The following is a 20,526-nucleotide window of genomic DNA, read 5'->3' as shown; positions in this document are numbered from 1 at the left end:
ATGTAACGGATATGTAAATAATGCCGGGAGAGTAGTGACTCTTCCGGTATTTTATGATAATCTGTGGATAGAAAACAGAGTCGGTATAAAGAGAGACAGAATAAGAAAAATATGCTGGCATAAAGAATGGGAAAAGGGAGGAAAAGAAGATGAAATATGAGATTAAAGGCGGAGAACTTCCGGTAGTAGTCTGCTTTATGGACGCAGGAGAAACGATGATTACAGAAAAAGGCTCTATGAGCTGGATGTCACCGAACATGAAGATGGAAACGACGTCAAACGGCGGGGTCGGAAAAGCGCTCGGAAGAATGTTCGCAGGAGAGGCGATTTTCCAGAACCGTTATACAGCGGAAGGCGGTCCGGGGATGATCGCGTTTGCATCCAGTTTTCCGGGACAGATCAGACCTTGGGAGATCGCTCCGGGAAAAGAGATAGTTGTGCAAAAAGCAGGTTTTCTGGCGGCGCAGGAAAGCGTTGAATTATCGATCTTTTTCCAGAAAAAATTAGGTTCCGGTCTGTTCGGCGGAGAAGGATTTATCATGCAGAAAATTTCGGGACATGGTCTGGCGTTTCTTGAATTTGACGGATCTGTCATAGAGTATGTACTCCAGCCGGGACAACAGATCGTAGTCGATACAGGTTACCTTGCCGCTATGGAGGCGACATGCAATATGGAGATTCGCACAGTGCCCGGAATCAAAAACATGATGTTCGGAGGCGAAGGTCTGTTTAATACGGTAATTACAGGACCGGGACGGGTATGGCTTCAGACAATGCCGATTTCAAATGTGGCAGGCGCTATCATGAAAGTTTTCCCGGCAAGATAAATATAATAGCATGCTATATAATAAAAACAGCAGTCTGGCAGGATCGGATATTGATACCGATCCTGCCAGACTGCTAAAAAAGAAGAATTTTTTTGCAGATCGTATTGCACGTCACGTTTAATCTAAAAACATCTTTGACCCCATCCATTGTCTCATATGTTCGATCATTTTCCTGTCAGGTTCGATATATACGCATGAGTTTTTCTGATCGAGAGAAATCATAATGGCATAGACGTCGGCATTTTCATTTCCTGAAGTGAAATCATATGTTTTGTCAGGATGGAAAGCGTTCAGCCGCGGAGATTTTTTCGGAGCAATGATCTCGGCAGACTGAATATCAAAACTGAGCATATGTTTTCTTTTGGACTTGTTGTAAATGGCATCGATCTGAAGATCATGGTTTAAGATCATATATTCATATTCCACATTGAGCTTTGGAAAGATAAAATAAAAAGCGATCATCAGGATCAAAACTGCGATAAGAAATGACAGAAAACCGACCAGAGGCATTCCTAAAACAGCAACAGCGACTGCAAGAACGATGATAAGTATGCTGATGAGAATGCCGGAAGTTTTTTGTTTGCGGGGTACGAGTTGTTCATATAATGCGTCATTCATAGTTATTTGTTTCCTTTCAAGTAATTTATGACCATCATAGCGATCTTAAATGTCATGGCGTCGTCAAAGAGACGAAGATCCAGACCTGTCTGTTTTTCAATCTGTTCCAGACGGTAGATAAGAGTGTTTCTGTGCATATGGAGTTGTCTGGCGGTTTCGGCAATGTTTAAGTTGTTTAAAAAGAAACGGTTGACTGTTGCCATAAGTTCGGGGTCAAGCGTTTTCGGTATAGGAGAACCGAATATTTCAGACAGAAAGTTCTCGCACAGTGAAACAGGAAGACGATAGATCAGTCTGCCGATCCCGAGTTCGTTATACGGGAAAATATTTTGTTCTGAATAAAAGAGCCTTCCGACTTTCAACGCAAGATTCGTTTCCTGAAAAGCTTTTTGAATATCGGCAAGCGTGTTCATTACAGAACTGTATGAGAGGCGGACACGGATAAGCGCCTCGGTATTGAGCGTATCAACGATCGTCTCCGCAATATGTCTCATATCTTCAAACGTCTCGTTTTGGCAAAGCGGACGTATGACTGCAAGCAGCGTTTCCGTAAGGGGAACGATATAAGTTTTTGAACGGCAGGACAGTAGATTTTTCAATATTGCGCCTGAAGTTTCATCAAAGTGTTTTCCTTCTATAAGGAAAAGAATTCGTTTTTCCTCCGGATCAATGTGAAGTCTCGATGCCCGATCGGAAATTTCATAGTGCGGGATATTCCCGGTCATCAGTCCCTGCAGAAAATCAGTGCGGTTATATTTTTCTTTGTAAGCTGTGCAAAGACAGTGGATCTGTGTCAGCGCAGGTTCGATCTGTTCAGGCGCTGCACCGGATACCTCAAGCGAGATTCCGGTAATTTTTTTTAATTCAAGCAGAGCTTTGTTTAGTTCATTCATCTGTGCTGTAGTTTCTGTTTTGCGGTTTGTAGTCTGTTCAGTATTTTCTCCCATAGATTAACCTCGTTTTGAATAAAGAGGCCGCACCTGTAATAAGTGCAGCCCCCTTTAAATTCTTATTATAAGCAGTATTGTCAGAAATGAGATCCTGATCAAACCGGGCGTTCTGACACTATGTAACTGCTGTTTTGATTTTAAATCATTAGTTTGTAATCGTCAACTCGGTTTCTTTGTCAAATACGTGAATTTTTTCCATATCAAGCGCGAATACGGCTTTATCGCCTGTACGCAGTGTCGTACGAGGATTTACACGAGCTGTCATCTGTGTTCCTTCCACGTCAAAGTAAAGGAATACTTCAGCGCCGAGCAATTCGTATACTTTGATCTCAGATTCAATAATGCTGTCCGGTGAATTGCTGATAAATGCCTGAGAATCATGTACGTCTTCAGGACGGATGCCGAGAACAACTGTTTTTCCGTCATAGTTTCCGTTGATAAGAGCCTGTTTCTTGGAAGCAGGAACTTTTAATACATGTTTTCCTACAGTCAATGTTACATCATCACCTTTTACAGAGCATACGGCATCCATAAAGTTCATCTGAGGAGATCCGATAAATCCTGCAACGAACAGGTTGCACGGTGTATTGTAAAGGTTCTGCGGTGTATCGACCTGCTGAACGACTCCGTCTTTCATAACGACGATTCTCGTTCCGAGAGTCATGGCTTCTGTCTGGTCATGTGTTACATAGATGATCGTTGCGCCGAGGTTTTCGTGAAGTTTTGAAATCTCGATACGCATCTGGACTCTCAGTTTTGCGTCAAGGTTGGAAAGAGGTTCGTCCATAAGGAATACTTTCGGATTACGAACAATGGCACGTCCCATGGCAACACGCTGTCTTTGTCCTCCCGAAAGAGCCTTCGGCTTCCGGTCGAGCAGTTTGTCAAGGTCAAGGATTCTTGCCGCTTCACGGACTTTTTTGTCGATTTCTGCTTTCGGTACTTTACGAAGTTTCAGACCAAACGCCATATTATCATATACTGTCATGTGCGGATACAATGCGTAGTTCTGGAATACCATTGCGATATCACGGTCTTTCGGTTCTACGTCGTTCATAACTTTTCCGTCGATTTTGAATACTCCGTCGGAAATATCTTCCAAACCTGCGATCATACGAAGTGTTGTAGATTTACCGCATCCGGACGGACCGACGAAGATGATGAATTCTTTATCTGCGATTTCGAGGTTGAAATCTTTTACTGCATGGAATCCGTTCGGATAAATTTTCTGAACGCCTTTAAGTGATAAACTTGCCATTTTATGTTCCTCCTAAAAATAAACTTGTTTTTCTGGATTTTTCTTATGAGATAAGTATAACCGTAAGCCAGAAACAGAACAATGTCATGAGTGACTAAAAAAAGCGGCGGAAAGTGTACATGTTGACGAAAAATGAGAAATCAGATACAATAGCACTGTTATAAGCGATGAAAACAGTAAAGAAAAGAGGAATAAAATTATGGCAAATCCAATCGTTACATTTGAGATGGAAAACGGCGATATCATGAAAGCGGAGCTTTATCCCGAGATTGCGCCGAATACGGTAAATAACTTTATTTCATTGATTAATAAAGGATTTTACGACGGTCTGATCTTTCACCGTGTGATCCGCGGATTTATGATCCAGGGCGGATGTCCGAACGGAAACGGAATGGGTGGTCCGGGATACGCGATCAAAGGCGAGTTTGCACAGAACGGTTTCCAAAACGATCTTGCACATGATCCGGGAGTTCTTTCCATGGCTCGTGCAATGCATCCTGATTCTGCGGGAAGCCAGTTTTTTATCATGCATGAAAAATCACCGCATCTGGACGGCGCTTATGCGGCGTTTGGAAAGATCACGGAAGGAATGGATATTGTAAATAAGATCGCAGAAACCGCAACAGATTACAGCGATCGTCCGCTTGAAGAGCAGAGAATGAAAAAGGTGACTGTAGAATTGTTCGGAGAAACATATGACGAACCGGAGACAGTATAAGCTGTAAAGGCAAAAAAGAAAAGTAAAGATGCTGACATATTCCCCTTAGGCAGGCAAGGAAACGAAAACCTGTTTAAGGGGATTGTTATGTCACAGTATTTACAGCCGATATTCCATAATGTAATCATCCATGAAAAAGCCGTTTCCGATATCATTTTTCTGAGCGTCGATCGTCTGAAAACCAAAGTGACGGTATACGTTCAGAGAGTGATCGTTGTGCTTATTACATGTCAGCCAAATGGCGGAACAATTTCGCTGCCGACATAAATTTTTTAGAAAATCAAACAAAAATGCGGCTAAATGTCTGCCGCGGTATTGTTTGGCAATGTACAGTTTGCTCAAAAACATCCTTCCGTCCTGATCCTGCCTGATCGCCATATATCCGCACAGTTTTCGGTTGCCGAGAAGCCGGTAGTATTCGTATCCGGTAAGAACCTGATCTTGTAAAGCCGGATAAGACTGAAAACGTGACAGCATATATTCTACCTGCTCTTTGCCGATGATCGGCGTGAAATGTTCATGCCAGATCACATCTGCCAAAGCGGCGATCTCTTGAAGATCCTCGTTAGTTTCTGCCTTGCGGATTGTAAACGGTTGATCCGTTCGATTGTCTGAAGATGTCTGATCCATGAGAAATATTCCCCCTTCTTTTTTTATCAAATATTATAGTACAAATAACATATTTTCCGCAACTTTCTAAAAATAATATTAATTATTAGCACTCAACACAAAAGAGTGCTGATTTTCTATTGACTTTTAAATATTGCCGTACTAGAATGTCTGTTAGACATAAAAAACAGATCGCATGAAGCCGATGTATATAAAGTATACCGGGAGATGCGTAAGTCATAAAATCAAAAAAAGATAAGGAGTGTTTACAATGGCAGTGAAAAAAGGAACATTATCGATCGACAGCGAAAATATATTTCCGATTATAAAGAAATGGGTGTATTCGGATCATGATATTTTTGTGAGGGAACTTATATCAAATGGCTGCGATGCGGTTACGAAGCTGAAAAAGCTTGATATGATGGGAGAATATGAACTTCCCGAAGATTATAAGGCAAAGATCGAAGTAATTGTCAATCCGGAAGAAAAGACAATGAAATTTATCGATAACGGTCTTGGTATGACAGCCGAAGAGGTAGAAGAGTACATTACGCAGATCGCATTTTCGGGAGCGACACAGTTTCTTGAAAAATATAAAGATAAAACGACAGAAGACGATATGATCGGTCATTTCGGACTTGGATTTTATTCTGCGTTTATGGTGGCGGATGAAGTTCAGATCGACACATTGTCTTATAAAGAAGGCGCATCTGCCGTACACTGGGCAAGTCAGGGAGGTACGGAATATGAGATGCAGGAAGGAAATAAAGAGACGGTCGGAACAGAGATCACACTGTTTTTAAATGAAGACAGTCTTGCGTTTGCAAATGAATACCGCGCAAGAGAAGTGATTGAAAAATATTGTTCTTTTATGCCTGTTGAAATCTTCCTTTCCAAAGCAAATGCGCAGCCGGAGTATGAAACGATCGATGAGGAGGATGTGCTTGACACAGACGAAGTCGTAGAGCATATTACGGAAGAAGTAAAAGAAGGCGAAGAAGGAGAACCGAAAAAGAAAGCGAAGATCGTGAAACGCCCTGTTTCTTTGAGCGATACTCATCCGCTGTGGAGCAAGAGTCCGAGCGAGTGCACAAAGGAAGAATACATTGATTTTTACCGCAAAGTGTTCATGGATTATAAAGAGCCTTTGTTCTGGATCCATTTGAATATGGATTACCCGTTTAACTTAAAAGGAATTTTGTATTTTCCGAAGATCAATACGGAATATGAATCTATCGAAGGAACGATCAAGCTGTACAACAATCAAGTTTTTATCGCGGACAATATCAAGGAAGTGATTCCGGAGTTCCTTATGGTTCTCAAAGGTGTGATCGACTGTCCGGATCTGCCGCTTAATGTATCAAGAAGCGCCCTGCAAAACGATGGATTCGTCAATAAAGTTGCCGATTACATTTCTAAGAAAGTGGCGGATAAGCTGACGGGAATGTTTAAGACAGACAGAGAGAATTATGAGAAATACTGGGATGACATCAGTCCGTTTATCAAATTCGGATGTCTGAAAGATGAAAAATTCGGCGAGAAGATGAAAGATTCGATGATCTACAAAAACCTGGATCACAAATATCTGACATTAGAAGATATTATAAATGAAAGTAAAGCTGCAGGAACAGAAGAAGAGACAGCCGAAGAGGCGGCAGCGGAAACAGATGTGCAGACAGATACGGACGATCAGGATAAAGAGCCTGAGAAAACGTCGGTTTACTATGTGACAGACGAAGTTCAGCAGAGCCAATACATCAATATGTTCAAGGCACAGGGACAAGACGCGATCGTACTGACACATAATATTGATTCTGCGTTTGTGACTTATCTGGAACAGAAACATGAAGACGTCAGATTTTTAAGAATCGATGCCGATGTACATGAGTCTTTGAAAGATGAAGTTGCAGAAGACGAGAAAGAATCTTTCGGAAAAATGGCAGACAGTCTCGTGGAAATCTTCCGAAAAGAACTAAATGACGATAAGCTCGATGTGAAAGTGGAAAAGCTTAAAGACGATAAAGTGGCGTCTATGGCTGTTTTGTCAGAAGAAAACCGCCGTATGGAAGAGATGATGAAGATGTACGGTATGAGCGGAATGGATTCGGCTATGTTCGGCAGCAAGGCGACACTTGTACTCAACGCAAACCATCCGCTTGTGAAGTTCCTGACAGAGAACAAAGAAAGCGAGAATGTAACTGTCATCTGTAAACAGCTTTATGATCTTGCAATGCTTGCTCATAAGCCTTTAAGCCCGGAAGAAATGACGGCGTTTGTACAAAGAAGCAACGAGATCATGCTTTTACTCACAAAATAAAATGATAATGATAAAGGCAGCCTGTATAGTTTTTTATACAGGCTGCTAAATTAAAACCGTTTTTTATTTCTGTCAATTTAGTAATTCAAAATCAATCCCTTTTTTCTTAAAGAAATTTTCAGTCATTTCATCCCATGCATGTTCTAATGTTTTATCCATCGTAAAAGTCTTGAAGGAAGTTCCGGTAATACATGTCAATGTTTCTCCGTTGTAGCGGATGTTCAGATAGAGTCCCTGCACAGCGTCCGCCTGAACGGAAAGATCGTTTTGCAAGAGGAGCGTTTCGATGTTCTTCGGAGCAAGGCTGAATACGAATTGGAAGGCAAGAGGAGTCCGTTTTCCTTTGATGAGGGAAAAGCAGAAGTTTCTTACATTTTTCCAATAAGAGTATTCGGGAAGGACGGAGTTAGAGTCAAAGAACTCTTTTTTGATAAAGCCGTCAATGTGAAATGTATTGAATGTTGTGATCTCTCCTTCGATAAATGAAAAATGATCAAATGTTTCATTTAACAGAAGGTGCGACATGAAATCTTTTATATTTGTCAATGAAAATGCGATCATGGAAAGACTCCTTATCATTGTATATTTGTTCATTTTACCTGCCATGTTTTTGATATGACAGGGTCATACTGATTGTACCACGAAACGGATGTGCCGTCATTGACTTTTTAATCTAAAAAAAGTATTATTATCTTGGGTTATTTTTATTTGTAAAATAAAATGAGTATTATAATGGGGAAACAATATAAATGAAGAAAATAAAACAGAAAACAAAAAGGAAGATCGTTCTTGCGGTATGTGTTCTTGCGGCAGCGCTTGTCATTGTGCTGATCGTGCAGGGCGTGCGGGGACTTTTTTATAAGAAAGCGGACACATCGGCAGGACTGGAATATATTCACGGAGAAGAAAAAGGAGATATTGCGGCGATTGAGAAAAAAATCGAACTGCTTGAAAAAAAAGACGGAGAAGAAGGCGCCGGGGAACGGAGTCTGAAAGAAAAGTTTACGGGCGCGGTTATCGTGGGAGACTCTATTACGGAAGGATTTACAGAATATGACATTTTGAACACATCCAGCGTTGTAGCAAAGATCGGAGTACATTTGGATGAGTTGGACGAGCAGATCAAACAGGTGAAAAAATTAAGTCCCGGGATCATATTTTTGTCTCTCGGAATGAATGATGTCGAGCATACAAACGGTGATGCGGACGAGTTTGTCAAACAATACGGAGCAGTTGTGGATGAACTGAAAAAGAGCGTGCCGGGAGCGCATATTTTTGTGAACGCAATTTTTCCGGTGCAGGAAAAGGCAGTGAAAGAAAAGCCTGTTTTTGCAGAAATAGAAAATTTCAACGAGAAACTAAAAGAGTTATGTGATAAAAAGCGGATAGCGTTTATCGACAGTTCGGATCTTATGTCTGACGAATATTATGAGCAGGACGGCATACATTTTAAGGCGTCTTTCTATCCGGTCTGGGCTGAAAAAATGGCGGAGGTGGCAGGCTTATGAGTCAGTGGAAGAAAATAACTATCCGGGTGATGCGCTATGTGACATTGCTTCTGATCGTCGGATTCGTTGCACTTCTTTTGATCTATACAAGCGGCAGCAATCGCCCTTTTGAGAAAGTGGAGAAGTCTGTGGAAGCATCTCTTGATAAGGAAAATATGAAGCGTCAGGACGGGACGGCATTAAAACGTAACTTTGGACTGAATGCGGCAGATTATGACGGCGTTATGTATTATTCGTCGGAATTTAGTATTTCATCTGAAGAAGTTCTTCTTATTAAAGCAAAAAGTGAAACGCAGACCGCGGAAATTTCAAGTGCGATCGAAGAACGGATCAAAACAAGGATGAATGATTTTGAGGGGTATGCGCCGGAATCGGTGCAGTTATTGGAAGATGCAAAGAAAAGCGTGCGCGGTAAATATGTATTTTTTGCCGCTGCGCCGGGAGCAGAAAAATATTTAGAAATATTTAACAACAGTTTATAAATCGGGAGAGGGAACAGGCGGATGTTATTTAGCAGTATCACATTTTTGTTTATGTTTCTGCCAATCGTAATGGCAGTGTATTATCTCGTTCCGAACGGGGCGAAAAATATCGTCTTGCTTTTGGCGAGTCTGTTTTTTTACGCATGGGGAGAGCCGGTCTATGTCGTGCTCATGATCTTATCCATCGTATTAAACTATTTTTGCGGACGGGATATCGAGGCAAATGCAGACAATCCGAAAAAGGCAAAGCTAAGTCTTGTGTTTGCTCTTACGGCAAATATTCTCATACTTGGATTTTTTAAATATTATGGCTTTTTGCTTGATACAGTTAATTCCTTTCTTACGACGGACATTCCTTACAGAGTGCTCCCTCTGCCGATCGGAATCTCATTCTATACGTTTCAGGCGATCTCATATGTGATCGATATCTATCGGAAAGACGCGAAGCCGCAGAAGAATATTTTATACTTTGCGCTTTATATCAGTATGTTCCCGCAGTTGATCGCAGGTCCGATCGTCCGTTACGCGGATATTGAAGAACAGTTGAAAATGCGGAAAGTCACGCTTCGTAAACTGGGGCAAGGTTCGATGTATTTTATCATCGGTCTGGCGAAAAAAGTGATCATCGCAAATTCAACGGGGGCGGTGTTTGAAGAAGTCGCCGCGATGTCAACCGGAAGTTTATCTGTCTTAACTGCATGGGTCGGCGTATTTTCTTATGCGTTCCAGATATATTTTGACTTCAGCGGATATTCGGATATGGCGATCGGCCTCGGAAAAATGTTCGGATTTGAATTTAAGAAAAATTTTGACCATCCGTATGTATCGAAAAGCGCAACGGAATTTTGGAGAAGGTGGCATATTTCTCTTGGAACGTGGTTTAGAGAGTATGTATATATTCCTCTCGGCGGCAATCGATGTTCGGTTTCGAGAAATATATTTAACCTGATGGTTGTCTGGACACTGACCGGAATGTGGCACGGGGCGGCATGGAACTTTGTCGCATGGGGCGTATATTACGGCGTGATCCTTGTGATGGAAAAGTATGTGTGGGGTGCTTCCGTCGAACAGCTTCCGAAACCGGTCCAGCATATTTATGCAGGCGCAGTCATCCTTGTAGGCTGGGTATTCTTCTTTAGTCCGAGTCTTGGGTATGCTCTGCGGTATCTTTGGGCGATGATCGGAGGAGGATCGGGAATAGCGGATGCGCAAGGCGCATTTCTTCTGTTTACTCACTGGCTTTTGTTTGTCATTGCGGCGGTGGGAAGTACAGCTTACGGAAGAAAACTGCTAAATAACGCAGTTCGTTTTTCCGCCAACCGAACAGTAAGAATGACGGTGGGAGCCGTTCTCTATATTGGAATTTTCTTCCTTTCGGTGGCATTTTTGGTGACAGATACATTTAATCCATTTTTATATTTCAGATTTTAGGGGAATACTTATGAACAGCAGGAAAAGAAAAGGTCAGCTTGAGAGTATGATCGGAAAAATCTTTGTATTAAGTCTTTTTCTCATTTTACTTGTGAATCTGATCGTTCCGAACAAAGAAAAATCAGAAGAAGAAAACAGGATGCTGGAGACGAAACCGAAAGCGTCGGCAGCTTCGATCATTTCCGGAGATTACATGGAACAATGGGAAAAGTATGTAAGCGATCAGTTTTTCGGACGGAACTTTTGGAGGAAGATAAAAGTAAACGCAGATAAGATTTCGGGAACAAAAAAAGAAAACGGCGTGTTCATCGGAAAAAGCGGACAACTATTAGAAGATATCGCAGTTCCGGATAAAGAGCAGCTTGAAGCGAATATCAATGCGGTGAAAAATTTTGCACAGACATATGAAAACATTCCGACGACGGTAATGCTTGTTCCGGATGCGGCATGTATTTTGAGCAATCGTCTTCCTGCATTTGCGACAGTGGAAGATCAGCGTCAGATGTTCGGTATGGTAGAGCGTAATCTGGGCGATACGGTCAACTGGGTAGATACTGTTTCTATTATGAATAAACATAAGTCAGAAAAGCTGTACTATAAAACGGATCATCACTGGACGACTCAGGGAGCGTTTTATATGTTCAAAGATACGGCTTCGCTGTTCGGGATCAAAGGAGACGTATCTGATGATTATGTTTCCTATACTGTGACAGATGATTTTAACGGTGTTCTTGCGTCAAAAAGCGGATGCGGTCTGGATGAAAAAGAAAAAATCGATATTTACGCGCCGACAAACGGCGATGACGATGTAATCGTAAATTATGTCAATGAAACGAAAAAGACAACTTCTCTTTATGATTCGTCCAAACTAAAGACAAGAGATAAGTACGGAGTATTTTTAGGCGGGAATACATCAGTTATCGATATAAAGACAGTGTCTACGAGCCAGAAGAGACTGCTTGTGGTGAAAGATTCATTTGCAGACTGCTTTATTCCGTTCTTAACTCCTCATTACAGAGAGATCGTTGTTGTTGATCCAAGATATTACAGCGGAACGATGCAGGATATTATGGACACATACCGCATAACAGATGCGTTGATCTTGTATAGCGGAAATACATTTTTTACAGACAATAATATAAGTGGAGTGTTTACTGGTGAGTAATCGGATCAGAGAAGAATTTTTACAGGCAAAAGAGTCGGTAAGACTGAATAAATACTTAAGCGAGGCGGGCGTTTGTTCCAGAAGGGAGGCGGACCGCCTTATTGAAAGCGGTAAAGTGACGGTAGACGGAGTGACGGCGCAGATGGGGATGCGCGTTACGGCGGGGCAGATTGTCAAAGTCGGAAAAAAAACAGTGTCAAAGCAAGATGAGATGATCGTTTTAGCTGTGAATAAGCCGAAAGGGATCGTCTGTACCGAAGATCAAAGAGAACGCGACAGTATCGTTCGTTTTTTGAACTACCCTGTGCGTGTTACTTATGCGGGCAGACTGGACAAAGATTCGCGCGGACTTCTGCTTATGACGAACAACGGAGATATCATCAATCAGATGATGCGTGCGGCAAACCGCCATGAAAAAGAATATAAAGTTACGGTTGATAAAGAGATCACGGAACAATTTATAAAAAAAATGTCGGAAGGAGTTCCGATCCTTGACACGGTCACAAGACCATGTACAGTAAAGAAGATCGGGAAATATACTTTTTCGATCATCTTGACTCAGGGGCTGAACCGCCAGATCAGAAGGATGTGTGCGGCGTTCGGATATGAGGTGAAAGATCTTGTCCGTATAAGGATTATGAATATTCGTCTCGGGAGTCTGAAAGAAGGAGCATACCGAAAACTGACGGACGAAGAACTGGAAGAATTGTATGAGATGTTGAAATGACCGGTCAAGATACCGTAAAGAAATTAATTGTTGGAGAAGAAGATGGAAAAGAAGAAGAAAACGAAACGGATGCGCGAACTTGTCGAACTTCTGAATAAAGCGCGCCGTGCTTACGAACAGGAAAACACGGAGATCATGAGCAATTTCGAGTATGACCGTCTTTATGACGAACTGTTGTCCTTAGAAAAAGAACTGGAAACAACGCTTGCCTCAAGCCCGACGGTCAATGTGGGATATGAAGTTTTGAGCGAGCTTCCGAAAGAGCGTCATGAAACGCCGATGTTGTCCCTTGATAAGACGAAAGATGTAGAACGATTGAGGGAATTTTTGGGAGATCAACAGGCGGTGATCTCATGGAAGATGGATGGTCTGACGATTGTTCTGACTTATGAAAACGGAGTTTTGAAAAAAGCGGTTACAAGGGGAAACGGGGAGATCGGAGAAGTTGTGACGAACAACGCAAAAGTATTTCGTAATGTTCCGTTATCTATTCCGTTTAAAGGGGAGCTTGTGCTTCGGGGAGAAGCTGTTATTTCTTATAAAGATTTTGAAAAGATCAATGAAGAAATCGGAGATGCCGATGCAAAATACAAGAATCCCCGTAACTTGTGCAGCGGATCGGTCCGCCAGTTAAACAATGAAGTGACGGCGAAGAGAAATGTAAGGTTTTATGCGTTCACGCTTGTGAAAGCTGACAATGTGGATTTTGAAAATTCAAGAGCATATCAACTGAAATGGCTGCAGGAACAAGGATTCGATGTTGTAGAGCATCATCTCGTTACCCGGGATACCGTCGGTGATGAAGTTGCGTGGTTTGCAGAGCATATTCGGGAAAACGAAGTGCCGTCGGACGGACTTGTTCTTATATATGATGATATTTCTTATGGGCAGTCACTTGGAACAACGGCAAAGTTTCCGCGAGATTCCTTTGCGTTTAAGTGGGAGGATGAAGTGCGAAAGACGACGATCCGTGAGATTGAATGGAGTCCGTCCAGAACAGGACTGATCAATCCTGTTGCGATCTTTGATCCTGTAGAATTAGAAGGAACAACAGTAAGCCGTGCAAGCGTTCATAATATCAGTATTATGGAGGAACTGGAACTGGGGATCGGAGATACGGTTACGGTGTATAAGGCAAATATGATCATCCCCCAGATTGCGGAAAATCTGACGCGCAGCGGAGTAAGCGAGATTCCGAAAGAATGTCCTGTCTGTAAAAAGCCGACAAAAATATCTATGGAAAATAATACGAAAACGCTGTATTGTATGAATCCGAAATGTCAGGCAAAGCATGTGAAGTCATTCAGTTTGTTTGCAAGCAGAGACGCTATGAATATCGAAGGACTGTCCGAGGCGACTTTGGAAAAATTCATCATTAACGGGTATGTCAAAGATTTTACGGATATCTTCCATCTTGACAGATATGAAGCGGAAATAAAGACGATGGAAGGATTTGGAGAAAAATCTTATGAAAATCTGCGAAAAAGGATAGAAAATGCAAGAAAGACAACGCTTCCGAGGCTGATCTACAGTCTTGGGATTCCGAACATCGGAATCTCAAACGCAAAAATGATCTGTCGTGCGCTGGGAGAAGATCCAAAACGGGTCATCCGGGCGACGGAAGAAGAATTAAGCGCGATATCGGGTGTGGGAGGAGTGATAGCAGGTACATTTGTCGAATATTTTAAAGATACGGCGCATGTAGATGTTTTTGATCGTCTCCTCAAAGAAGTAGAACTTACGAAAGAAACGTCAGAAGAAGATCAGAAGTTTGCGGGAGTTAATTTTGTCATTACAGGCAGCGTAGAGCATTTTGTAAATCGGGCACAGGTAAAAGAAGAGATTGAAAAACGAGGCGGCAAAGTGACGGGGAGCGTGACGTCAAAGACAAATTATCTGATTAACAACGATACCGGATCGGGAACGGCAAAAAACAAAAAAGCACGGGAACTTGGTATTCCGATCATTTCGGAAGAAGATTTCCTTCAAATGATGAATGAATAGAAAAAAGCGGATTCGATTTTTACAAAAACTTCATTTGTACAATGAAGTCAAGTGTACTATAATAAAAAAATACTTGTAAAAGAAAGTGGATAAACACAATGTCCATATAGATGAAAACAGTCAGAGAAAGACGAGGAGAATTATGTCAGATCAGGATTTCATTTTAGTAGATGAGGAAGAAAAAGAGTCCACAGGGGCAGACGAGGTGGACAAAGAAGAGAAAAAAGACCATTTGGCAGTAAAGAAGGAAGAGGAAAAAGAAACGGAAAAAGACAACGATGATGATGGATATGAGAAGATCTGTCTCATCTGTCACAGACCGGAAAGCGTTGCGGGAAAGATGATCGAGATGCCGAATCATATTACGGTATGCCGGGATTGTATGCAAAGAAGCTTTGATGCAATGACAGACGGCTCTGTTGATCTGAGCCGGCTTGTCAACATGCCGGGGGTACAGTTTCTTAATTTATCGGATTTGGATCATATGCAGCCTAAAGCGCAGAAGATCAAGAAGAAAAAAGAAAAGCCGAAAGAGTTCCATCAACTTGATATTAAGAAGATTCCGGCGCCTCATAAGATCAAAGCAAGACTTGACGAATATGTAGTCGGACAGGAAAAAGCGAAGAAAGCGATGGCAGTCGCCGTTTATAATCATTATAAACGGGTTGCGTCAGATACAATGGACGATATCGAGATTGAAAAGTCGAATATGCTTATGATCGGACCGACGGGAAGCGGAAAGACGTATCTTGTCAAAACATTGGCAAAACTTCTTGACGTGCCGCTCGCCATTACAGACGCTACGTCGCTGACAGAAGCAGGATATATCGGAGATGATATAGAAAGCGTTGTTTCCAAACTACTTGCCGCTGCCGACAACGATGTAGAACGGGCGGAGCAGGGAATTATTTTTATCGATGAAATCGATAAGATCGCAAAAAAACATACGTCGAATCAAAGAGATGTAAGCGGGGAATCAGTTCAGCAGGGAATGCTCAAACTTTTGGAAGGAAGCGAAGTGGAAGTTCCTGTCGGAGCGAACAGCAAGAACGCGATGGTTCCTTTGACAACGGTCAATACGAAAAATATTTTGTTTATTTGTGCCGGCGCATTTCCGGATCTGGAAGATATTATAAAAGAGCGTCTTACAAAGAAAACGTCTATGGGATTTAATGCAGAACTAAAAGATAAGTATGAGCATGACGAGGACATTTTGTCGAAAGTGACGGTGGAAGATCTGAGAAAATTCGGTATGATCCCGGAGTTCCTCGGACGTATGCCGATCATATTTACATTGAAAGGTCTTGATAAAGATATGCTTGTTAAGATCTTGAAAGAGCCGAGAAATGCGATCTTAAAACAGTATCAGAAGCTGCTTGCCCTTGATGAAGTAAGTCTGGTGTTTGATGACGGCGCTCTTGAGACGATTGCGGAAAAAGCAATGGAAAAAGATACCGGGGCGAGAGCGCTTCGGGCGATCATCGAAGAGTTTATGTTGGATATTATGTATGAAATCCCCAAAGATGACAACATCGGGGAAGTGACGATCACAAGAGAGTATATTGAAGGTACGGGAGGTCCTGTCATTAAACTGCGGGGACAGCAGTCGATCGCGATGAAAGAGGATCATTCGTAAAAGAGAGAGTAAAACCGGAAGATTTGGTCATAGATCAGAGCCTTCCGGCTTTTCTTTTGATTTTCTTTAGAAAAACTTTCAAACATATATATTGACCATTCATATTATATATTATATAATATAAATATATTAAACATATAAATAAATAAAACATATATAAAGGAGTGAGAATATGACATTACCGTTGAGTGCACCGATGCTCGATCTTCTTGTCCTCTCTGTGATTGCAGAAGAAGATGCGTATGGTTATCAGATCGGCAGGATCATTAAAAGAGCGTCGGCTACGATGAAAGATTCTGCGTTGTACCCGATATTAAAGCGGCTTCAGGAAAATCATTTTGTGGAAACGTATGATAGACAGTTTCAGGGAAGAAACAGGAAGTATTATACGATCACAGATGCCGGGAGACAGTATCTGGCAGAATTGACAGAGGAATGGGAGCGTTATCGGACGGTTGTGGATGATATTGTAAAGGGAGGGAATTTATCATGACAAAAAGTGAATATATGAAAAAATTGTCATACAGTCTCAGAAGGCTGCCGAAAGAAGATTTCAATCAGGCGATAGACTACTTTGAGGAATACTTTGCAGAGGCGGGAGAGGAGAATGAACAGCAGGCGATCGAAGATCTTGGATCGCCGGAAGATGCGGCAAAAGAATTGATTATGAATCTGGCGGAAAAGAATATGGAGCAGCCGCCGAAAACGGTAAAACACAGTTTTAAGGCAGTCTGGATCGGTATTCTCGGAATCTGCGCGGCGCCGATCGCACTTCCGATCGCACTTTCTTTGATCTGTGTGATCGCAGCCGTGATTGTTTCTGTTTTCTGTGTGTTTGCAGGCTTGTTTCTTACGGCGGTTACGCTGGCGGGAGCTGCGGTGATCGGCGTGATAGGAGGAGCGGCTCTGCTGATCCAAAGTCTCCCGGATGGATTGGCGACATTAGGATTCAGTCTTTGCTGCGGCGCAGTAGGAATTATGTCTGTATATGGAATTTTCTGTTTCTTGAAATGGCTTCTTTATAAAGTGGCTCAGCTTTTAGGAAAGATTATGAAGGGAGGAAAGAAAAATGAAAAAAATAACTAAGCGGATTTTGATTGCTTCGGCAGTGACAGCCGGAACAGGAGTTGTCTTTATGGGAGTTGGAATCGCATTAGGCGGCTGGCCCGGAGTTGTTTTTACAAAAGGCGGAATCCATTCACCGTACGAGCAGAAAACTCCTTATCGGCAGGAAAAGAAAGAGATCGAACCTTTTTCAGAACTGAGTCTCTATGTGGGAAGCGAAGCGGATGTAGTTGTTATGGCTTCAAAAGATGAGAAATATTATGTCGAATATACACTTGACGGAAATTACGGTAAACCTAAATGTGAATTAACAAATGGAAAACTTTCTATTGCTCAGCAAGATCACAACGGATATATGACAGGTATGTTCGGATTGAACCTCGGAGAAAATCTATCAGGAGAAAAATCTTACATTACAGTTTATATTCCGAAAGGAACGCTTCTTGAAACCGCAGATATATACAATGATTATGGGAATGTCAACTGGTCAAATGTCAATGGAAAAAAGTGTCGATCGAGGCGGACAGCGGAAATGTAAAAATAGAACAGTCGGAAACAACGTCAATGAAACTGACTTTGAACGACGGAGATGCATTCGCAGACAAACTGAAAGCGGAAACATTTACGCTGCAATCGGATTATGGCGACAGTACACTTTCCAATGTTTCCGGTAAGACGTTTACAGTGCAGTCAGAATGCGGAGATGTAAAAACAGAGCAGTCGGAAACAACGTCGATGGAACTGATTTTAAATGACGGAGATGTATCTGTAGATGGACTGAAAGCGGAAACGTTTGTATTACAATCGGAGTATGGCGACAGCACGATTTCCGATGTTTCCGGTAAGGTGTTTACGGTACAGTCGGAATGCGGAGAAGTGGAATTAGACCGGGTTTTGTTTGAAAAGATGAAAGTGGAAGCGCTGGATGGAGACGTATTATCGAGTGAAATTTCCTGTTCTTTTGCAGATGTGACATTAGAATACGGGGATCTTCGCTGGGATGCGCAAAAACTGGAAAATTTGACCTGCCAGGCCGAGTGCGGAGACGTAGATCTTATTCTTCCCGAAGAACTGGAAAAGTATGAAGTTGATCTGCAGATTGAATACGGAGATCTTTCTCTGCCCAAAGACACTCCCCATGATCAGTATAGAGAGGAAGACGGAGAAGTATCTTACCGCATATCGGCATCAGAGAAAAATGCAGGAAAGAAGATCTCCGTCATAAATGAGGAGGGCGATGTAAAGGTTCGCTATCGCTAAATTTAAATCGTTATAATTTTCGCATCACTTCAAATGTATGGTAAAGATTTAACTGCCCGTATCCCCATATACGATTAGGATACTCCATCGTATCGGGACGCAGAGCTCCGAGTATGAGAAGACTTCTGATTTGGAAGGAATCTATACCCGGAGCTTTTTGAATATAGAGAAGCCATTCCAACATCAACGCCACAGCGCCGGCAGTGACGGCACAGGCTGCGCAGGAGCCGGAATGTGTTTCAAATCGTCCGTTGGAAACAGGACCGCGTATATTAATCCCGGGAGCAGTTAAGTCCGGCTTGATCTGACCGGATCGTGTATATCCTCTGCCTGATGTTTGAGATACGGCGTTTGTCGTTCCGTTATAATAGGAAACGACAACGGGACTTTGAGTATTTGCGGGATTGGTTAAAGTATAATAGGGGTCAGATTCAAGAAAATACACTTCTCCGTCAATAAATTCCGTGACAGGAAGCCACATGTGAAACTGACCGTCGGTGACGGTGATCGGTTCAATGACGATTTTCCAAATGCCTGCCGCCGGGCTGTTAAAACGGAAAAATACAAGTTCGGAAGTGGTTTTTTCTACGAGGATACGGTAATCGACCGATACCTTTGTACGCTCAAAGAGAAAATCAAGCTCTGCGCTTGATCCCACATGAAAAGGGATTCGCGAGGTGTCTTCCCCGGAAGGGGATATAATGGATATGGACGATGTATTCGGAATATCTGTCCATAATTCCATGGAAAATCCCGAAACATTTTCTCCGACGCGGATTTCTACCGTTTTGTTTTTTGATCCGTTCGTTAAAGTATTGGCATAGTGATGACGCTGATCCGCCTCATTTCCGGTTCCGATGACGGCGATATGATTGGCAAGCGAACCATAATTTTCAATTAGATTCGGGAGCGGAAGCGTCCCGATATGTCCGCCCATATTAGAACCGACTGTAAAACAGATGACAAGAGGAAGATTCAGGGAATCTGCAAGAAGGTTTAAATAGCGGATTCCGAGCATAAGATCTGTTTCCTGGTAGCATTCGGCATCAGAAGGAATGAAATAATAGTCTCGGAGATATTGCTTTGCCTGTTTTAGTTTCACAACGGCGATAGAGGCTTCAGGTGCGGCACCGAGAAATTCTTCTTCAGGAACGGCGCTTCCGCATGCAAGGGCAGCGGCGTAAGTTCCGTGCCCTGTTTCATCAGTGGATGGAACAAGATCAAACGGAGAATCCGATCTAAGAGCTTCGTTGATCTGTTCTTCCGTAAATTCGCTTCCGTAAGAAAAATGTTCCGGCATTGTTCCGGTCTGCACAGTTTGATCCCAAATAGCGCGGATGCGGGTTGTATTATCTAAGTTTTGAAAAACCGGATTTGTATAGTCGATTCCGCTGTCAAGAAATCCGATCAAAATATTGCGTCCTTTAAGCTGAAGCGTAGGGTAGTTTTGAACAGGGAGGATTCCGGCTTCGTTGAGTGTCTGCATATTAAGAGGCGAATAGCAGTTCGGAATCGAAGCATATGAATATTTCGGCAGAGTGATCGGGTCGGAAATCTCCTTTGGAAGATAGAAGCATTTGTAAGAAAATCCCGCTTCCTGTTCACAGCGATGCACGTTCATGAGACTGTTGAAAAAGGGAGTTCGGACATGGTTTCCGATAAAGTCGCGGTAATCTTCGGATAAAATATGTTCACGGCATGTTTCGCGGTCAAGCATAAAATAAATTCTCCGATTTGATTTTTATATCATATGCGGAAAATCAGAACCTCATTCTTGAAAAAATGAAAAAAGAGTGTTTGATCTAAAGAACGCTTCCGAAGAATCAGAAGTGAAAAAAGTATAAATTCCAATGAGAAATGTTGAAGTTGTTTCAGAAAAGGGTATAATAATGATAACTTAAATATCAGATACGACCGATGTTTTTTGTACTTCGGACGTCCGTTTGGATAA

Annotated in this window: 20 protein-coding genes; 14 read left to right on the top strand and 6 right to left on the bottom strand. The window is 42.2% G+C overall.

The features are described from left to right. The first annotated feature begins 149 nt into the window (after positions 1 to 149). Entirely contained in the window at positions 150 to 827 is a 678-nt protein-coding gene (locus ACH9UM_RS08140) for a TIGR00266 family protein (protein ID WP_004845255.1), read from the top strand. Between the two features lie 117 nt (positions 828 to 944). Here the strand turns inward: ACH9UM_RS08140 and ACH9UM_RS08135 are convergent, their stop codons facing one another. The 3 genes from ACH9UM_RS08135 to ACH9UM_RS08125 all read right to left on the bottom strand — a co-directional run bounded on the left by ACH9UM_RS08135 (position 945) and on the right by ACH9UM_RS08125 (position 3,653). After that, complete coding sequence (locus ACH9UM_RS08135) at positions 945 to 1,445, bottom strand: DUF6106 family protein (RefSeq protein ID WP_118188539.1); 501 nt, start codon at positions 1,443 to 1,445, stop codon at positions 945 to 947. 2 nt (positions 1,446 to 1,447) lie between these two features. Further along, the gene (locus ACH9UM_RS08130; RefSeq protein WP_009243343.1) at positions 1,448 to 2,392 is read right to left on the bottom strand and encodes a CdaR family transcriptional regulator; all 945 of its coding nucleotides are present in this window, start codon (positions 2,390 to 2,392) and stop codon (positions 1,448 to 1,450) included. A gap of 148 nt (positions 2,393 to 2,540) precedes the next feature. After that, on the bottom strand, positions 2,541 to 3,653 hold the full coding sequence (locus ACH9UM_RS08125; protein ID WP_004845260.1) for an ABC transporter ATP-binding protein: 1,113 nt from the start codon (positions 3,651 to 3,653) through the stop codon (positions 2,541 to 2,543). 199 nt (positions 3,654 to 3,852) lie between these two features. On the opposite strand from ACH9UM_RS08125, the gene ACH9UM_RS08120 reads away from it, so the two are divergent. Beyond that, complete coding sequence (locus ACH9UM_RS08120) at positions 3,853 to 4,371, top strand: peptidylprolyl isomerase (protein WP_004845261.1); 519 nt, start codon at positions 3,853 to 3,855, stop codon at positions 4,369 to 4,371. Positions 4,372 to 4,470: 99 nt separating this feature from the next. Here ACH9UM_RS08120 and ACH9UM_RS08115 read toward each other — a convergent pair whose 3' ends face one another. Further along, the gene (locus ACH9UM_RS08115) at positions 4,471 to 5,001 is read right to left on the bottom strand and encodes a GNAT family N-acetyltransferase (RefSeq protein ID WP_004845262.1); all 531 of its coding nucleotides are present in this window, start codon (positions 4,999 to 5,001) and stop codon (positions 4,471 to 4,473) included. A gap of 250 nt (positions 5,002 to 5,251) precedes the next feature. Here ACH9UM_RS08115 and htpG point away from each other — a divergent pair, with 250 nt between their 5' ends. Beyond that, positions 5,252 to 7,297, top strand: coding sequence for a molecular chaperone HtpG (htpG, locus tag ACH9UM_RS08110; protein WP_004845263.1), 2,046 nt, complete (start codon positions 5,252 to 5,254; stop codon positions 7,295 to 7,297). A 72-nt stretch (positions 7,298 to 7,369) separates the two neighbouring features. On the opposite strand, the gene ACH9UM_RS08105 is transcribed toward htpG, so the two are convergent. Further along, the gene (locus ACH9UM_RS08105; protein ID WP_009243341.1) at positions 7,370 to 7,858 is read right to left on the bottom strand and encodes a DUF5721 family protein; all 489 of its coding nucleotides are present in this window, start codon (positions 7,856 to 7,858) and stop codon (positions 7,370 to 7,372) included. A 188-nt stretch (positions 7,859 to 8,046) separates the two neighbouring features. On the opposite strand from ACH9UM_RS08105, the gene ACH9UM_RS08100 reads away from it, so the two are divergent. The 11 genes from ACH9UM_RS08100 (at position 8,047) to ACH9UM_RS08050 (ending at position 18,575) form a co-directional block, all read left to right on the top strand. After that, entirely contained in the window at positions 8,047 to 8,805 is a 759-nt protein-coding gene (locus tag ACH9UM_RS08100; protein ID WP_009319925.1) for a GDSL-type esterase/lipase family protein, read from the top strand. Then, a complete protein-coding gene (locus ACH9UM_RS08095; RefSeq protein ID WP_004845266.1) occupies positions 8,802 to 9,287 on the top strand; it encodes a DUF4358 domain-containing protein in 486 nt (161 codons plus the stop codon). Before ACH9UM_RS08100 ends, ACH9UM_RS08095 begins: the two co-directional genes overlap by 4 nt. A gap of 21 nt (positions 9,288 to 9,308) precedes the next feature. Then, positions 9,309 to 10,718: an MBOAT family protein gene (locus tag ACH9UM_RS08090; RefSeq protein WP_009243340.1), complete on the top strand. Its 1,410-nt coding sequence runs from the start codon at positions 9,309 to 9,311 to the stop codon at positions 10,716 to 10,718. Positions 10,719 to 10,728: 10 nt separating this feature from the next. Continuing rightward, positions 10,729 to 11,883 (top strand): DHHW family protein, encoded by a 1,155-nt coding sequence (locus ACH9UM_RS08085; RefSeq protein ID WP_004845268.1) that lies wholly within the window; start codon positions 10,729 to 10,731, stop codon positions 11,881 to 11,883. Further along, the gene (locus tag ACH9UM_RS08080; RefSeq protein ID WP_009243339.1) at positions 11,876 to 12,610 is read left to right on the top strand and encodes a pseudouridine synthase; all 735 of its coding nucleotides are present in this window, start codon (positions 11,876 to 11,878) and stop codon (positions 12,608 to 12,610) included. Before ACH9UM_RS08085 ends, ACH9UM_RS08080 begins: the two co-directional genes overlap by 8 nt. A gap of 42 nt (positions 12,611 to 12,652) precedes the next feature. Further along, complete coding sequence (gene ligA, locus ACH9UM_RS08075) at positions 12,653 to 14,614, top strand: NAD-dependent DNA ligase LigA (RefSeq protein ID WP_004845271.1); 1,962 nt, start codon at positions 12,653 to 12,655, stop codon at positions 14,612 to 14,614. Between the two features lie 142 nt (positions 14,615 to 14,756). Further along, on the top strand, positions 14,757 to 16,250 hold the full coding sequence (gene clpX, locus ACH9UM_RS08070) for an ATP-dependent Clp protease ATP-binding subunit ClpX (protein ID WP_009243337.1): 1,494 nt from the start codon (positions 14,757 to 14,759) through the stop codon (positions 16,248 to 16,250). Between the two features lie 172 nt (positions 16,251 to 16,422). Continuing rightward, entirely contained in the window at positions 16,423 to 16,743 is a 321-nt protein-coding gene (locus ACH9UM_RS08065; RefSeq protein WP_004845274.1) for a PadR family transcriptional regulator, read from the top strand. Beyond that, on the top strand, positions 16,740 to 17,336 hold the full coding sequence (locus tag ACH9UM_RS08060; protein WP_004845275.1) for a DUF1700 domain-containing protein: 597 nt from the start codon (positions 16,740 to 16,742) through the stop codon (positions 17,334 to 17,336). The genes ACH9UM_RS08065 and ACH9UM_RS08060 overlap by 4 nt, the downstream gene beginning before the upstream one ends. Then, positions 17,320 to 17,853 carry a DUF4097 family beta strand repeat-containing protein gene (locus ACH9UM_RS08055; RefSeq protein ID WP_278918889.1) on the top strand — a complete coding sequence of 178 codons (534 nt, stop codon included), beginning with the start codon at positions 17,320 to 17,322 and terminating at the stop codon, positions 17,851 to 17,853. The genes ACH9UM_RS08060 and ACH9UM_RS08055 overlap by 17 nt, the downstream gene beginning before the upstream one ends. Continuing rightward, positions 17,823 to 18,575, top strand: coding sequence for a DUF4097 family beta strand repeat-containing protein (locus tag ACH9UM_RS08050; protein ID WP_278918890.1), 753 nt, complete (start codon positions 17,823 to 17,825; stop codon positions 18,573 to 18,575). Before ACH9UM_RS08055 ends, ACH9UM_RS08050 begins: the two co-directional genes overlap by 31 nt. Positions 18,576 to 18,585: 10 nt before the next feature. Here ACH9UM_RS08050 and ACH9UM_RS08045 read toward each other — a convergent pair whose 3' ends face one another. Continuing rightward, positions 18,586 to 20,292 (bottom strand): S8 family peptidase, encoded by a 1,707-nt coding sequence (locus ACH9UM_RS08045; protein ID WP_400091063.1) that lies wholly within the window; start codon positions 20,290 to 20,292, stop codon positions 18,586 to 18,588. Positions 20,293 to 20,526: the final 234 nt, after the last annotated feature.

It is taken from the genome of Mediterraneibacter torques (assembly GCF_044591705.1).
Lineage (GTDB): Bacteria > Bacillota > Clostridia > Lachnospirales > Lachnospiraceae > Mediterraneibacter > Mediterraneibacter torques.
This window is presented reverse-complemented; position numbering and strand designations above follow the sequence as displayed.

What these genes read in the sequence shown, in the direction of transcription:
- ACH9UM_RS08140 (WP_004845255.1), top strand. Translation starts at nt 150, where the DNA reads ATGAAATATGAGATTAAAGGCGGAGAACTTCCGGTAGTAGTCTGCTTT.
- ACH9UM_RS08135 (WP_118188539.1), bottom strand. Translation starts at nt 1,445, where the DNA reads ATGAATGACGCATTATATGAACAACTCGTACCCCGCAAACAAAAAACT.
- ACH9UM_RS08130 (WP_009243343.1), bottom strand. Translation starts at nt 2,392, where the DNA reads ATGGGAGAAAATACTGAACAGACTACAAACCGCAAAACAGAAACTACA.
- ACH9UM_RS08125 (WP_004845260.1), bottom strand. Translation starts at nt 3,653, where the DNA reads ATGGCAAGTTTATCACTTAAAGGCGTTCAGAAAATTTATCCGAACGGA.
- ACH9UM_RS08120 (WP_004845261.1), top strand. Translation starts at nt 3,853, where the DNA reads ATGGCAAATCCAATCGTTACATTTGAGATGGAAAACGGCGATATCATG.
- ACH9UM_RS08115 (WP_004845262.1), bottom strand. Translation starts at nt 5,001, where the DNA reads ATGGATCAGACATCTTCAGACAATCGAACGGATCAACCGTTTACAATC.
- htpG (WP_004845263.1), top strand. Translation starts at nt 5,252, where the DNA reads ATGGCAGTGAAAAAAGGAACATTATCGATCGACAGCGAAAATATATTT.
- ACH9UM_RS08105 (WP_009243341.1), bottom strand. Translation starts at nt 7,858, where the DNA reads ATGATCGCATTTTCATTGACAAATATAAAAGATTTCATGTCGCACCTT.
- ACH9UM_RS08100 (WP_009319925.1), top strand. Translation starts at nt 8,047, where the DNA reads ATGAAGAAAATAAAACAGAAAACAAAAAGGAAGATCGTTCTTGCGGTA.
- ACH9UM_RS08095 (WP_004845266.1), top strand. Translation starts at nt 8,802, where the DNA reads ATGAGTCAGTGGAAGAAAATAACTATCCGGGTGATGCGCTATGTGACA.
- ACH9UM_RS08090 (WP_009243340.1), top strand. Translation starts at nt 9,309, where the DNA reads ATGTTATTTAGCAGTATCACATTTTTGTTTATGTTTCTGCCAATCGTA.
- ACH9UM_RS08085 (WP_004845268.1), top strand. Translation starts at nt 10,729, where the DNA reads ATGAACAGCAGGAAAAGAAAAGGTCAGCTTGAGAGTATGATCGGAAAA.
- ligA (WP_004845271.1), top strand. Translation starts at nt 12,653, where the DNA reads ATGGAAAAGAAGAAGAAAACGAAACGGATGCGCGAACTTGTCGAACTT.
- clpX (WP_009243337.1), top strand. Translation starts at nt 14,757, where the DNA reads ATGTCAGATCAGGATTTCATTTTAGTAGATGAGGAAGAAAAAGAGTCC.
- ACH9UM_RS08065 (WP_004845274.1), top strand. Translation starts at nt 16,423, where the DNA reads ATGACATTACCGTTGAGTGCACCGATGCTCGATCTTCTTGTCCTCTCT.
- ACH9UM_RS08060 (WP_004845275.1), top strand. Translation starts at nt 16,740, where the DNA reads ATGACAAAAAGTGAATATATGAAAAAATTGTCATACAGTCTCAGAAGG.
- ACH9UM_RS08055 (WP_278918889.1), top strand. Translation starts at nt 17,320, where the DNA reads ATGAAAAAAATAACTAAGCGGATTTTGATTGCTTCGGCAGTGACAGCC.
- ACH9UM_RS08045 (WP_400091063.1), bottom strand. Translation starts at nt 20,292, where the DNA reads ATGCTTGACCGCGAAACATGCCGTGAACATATTTTATCCGAAGATTAC.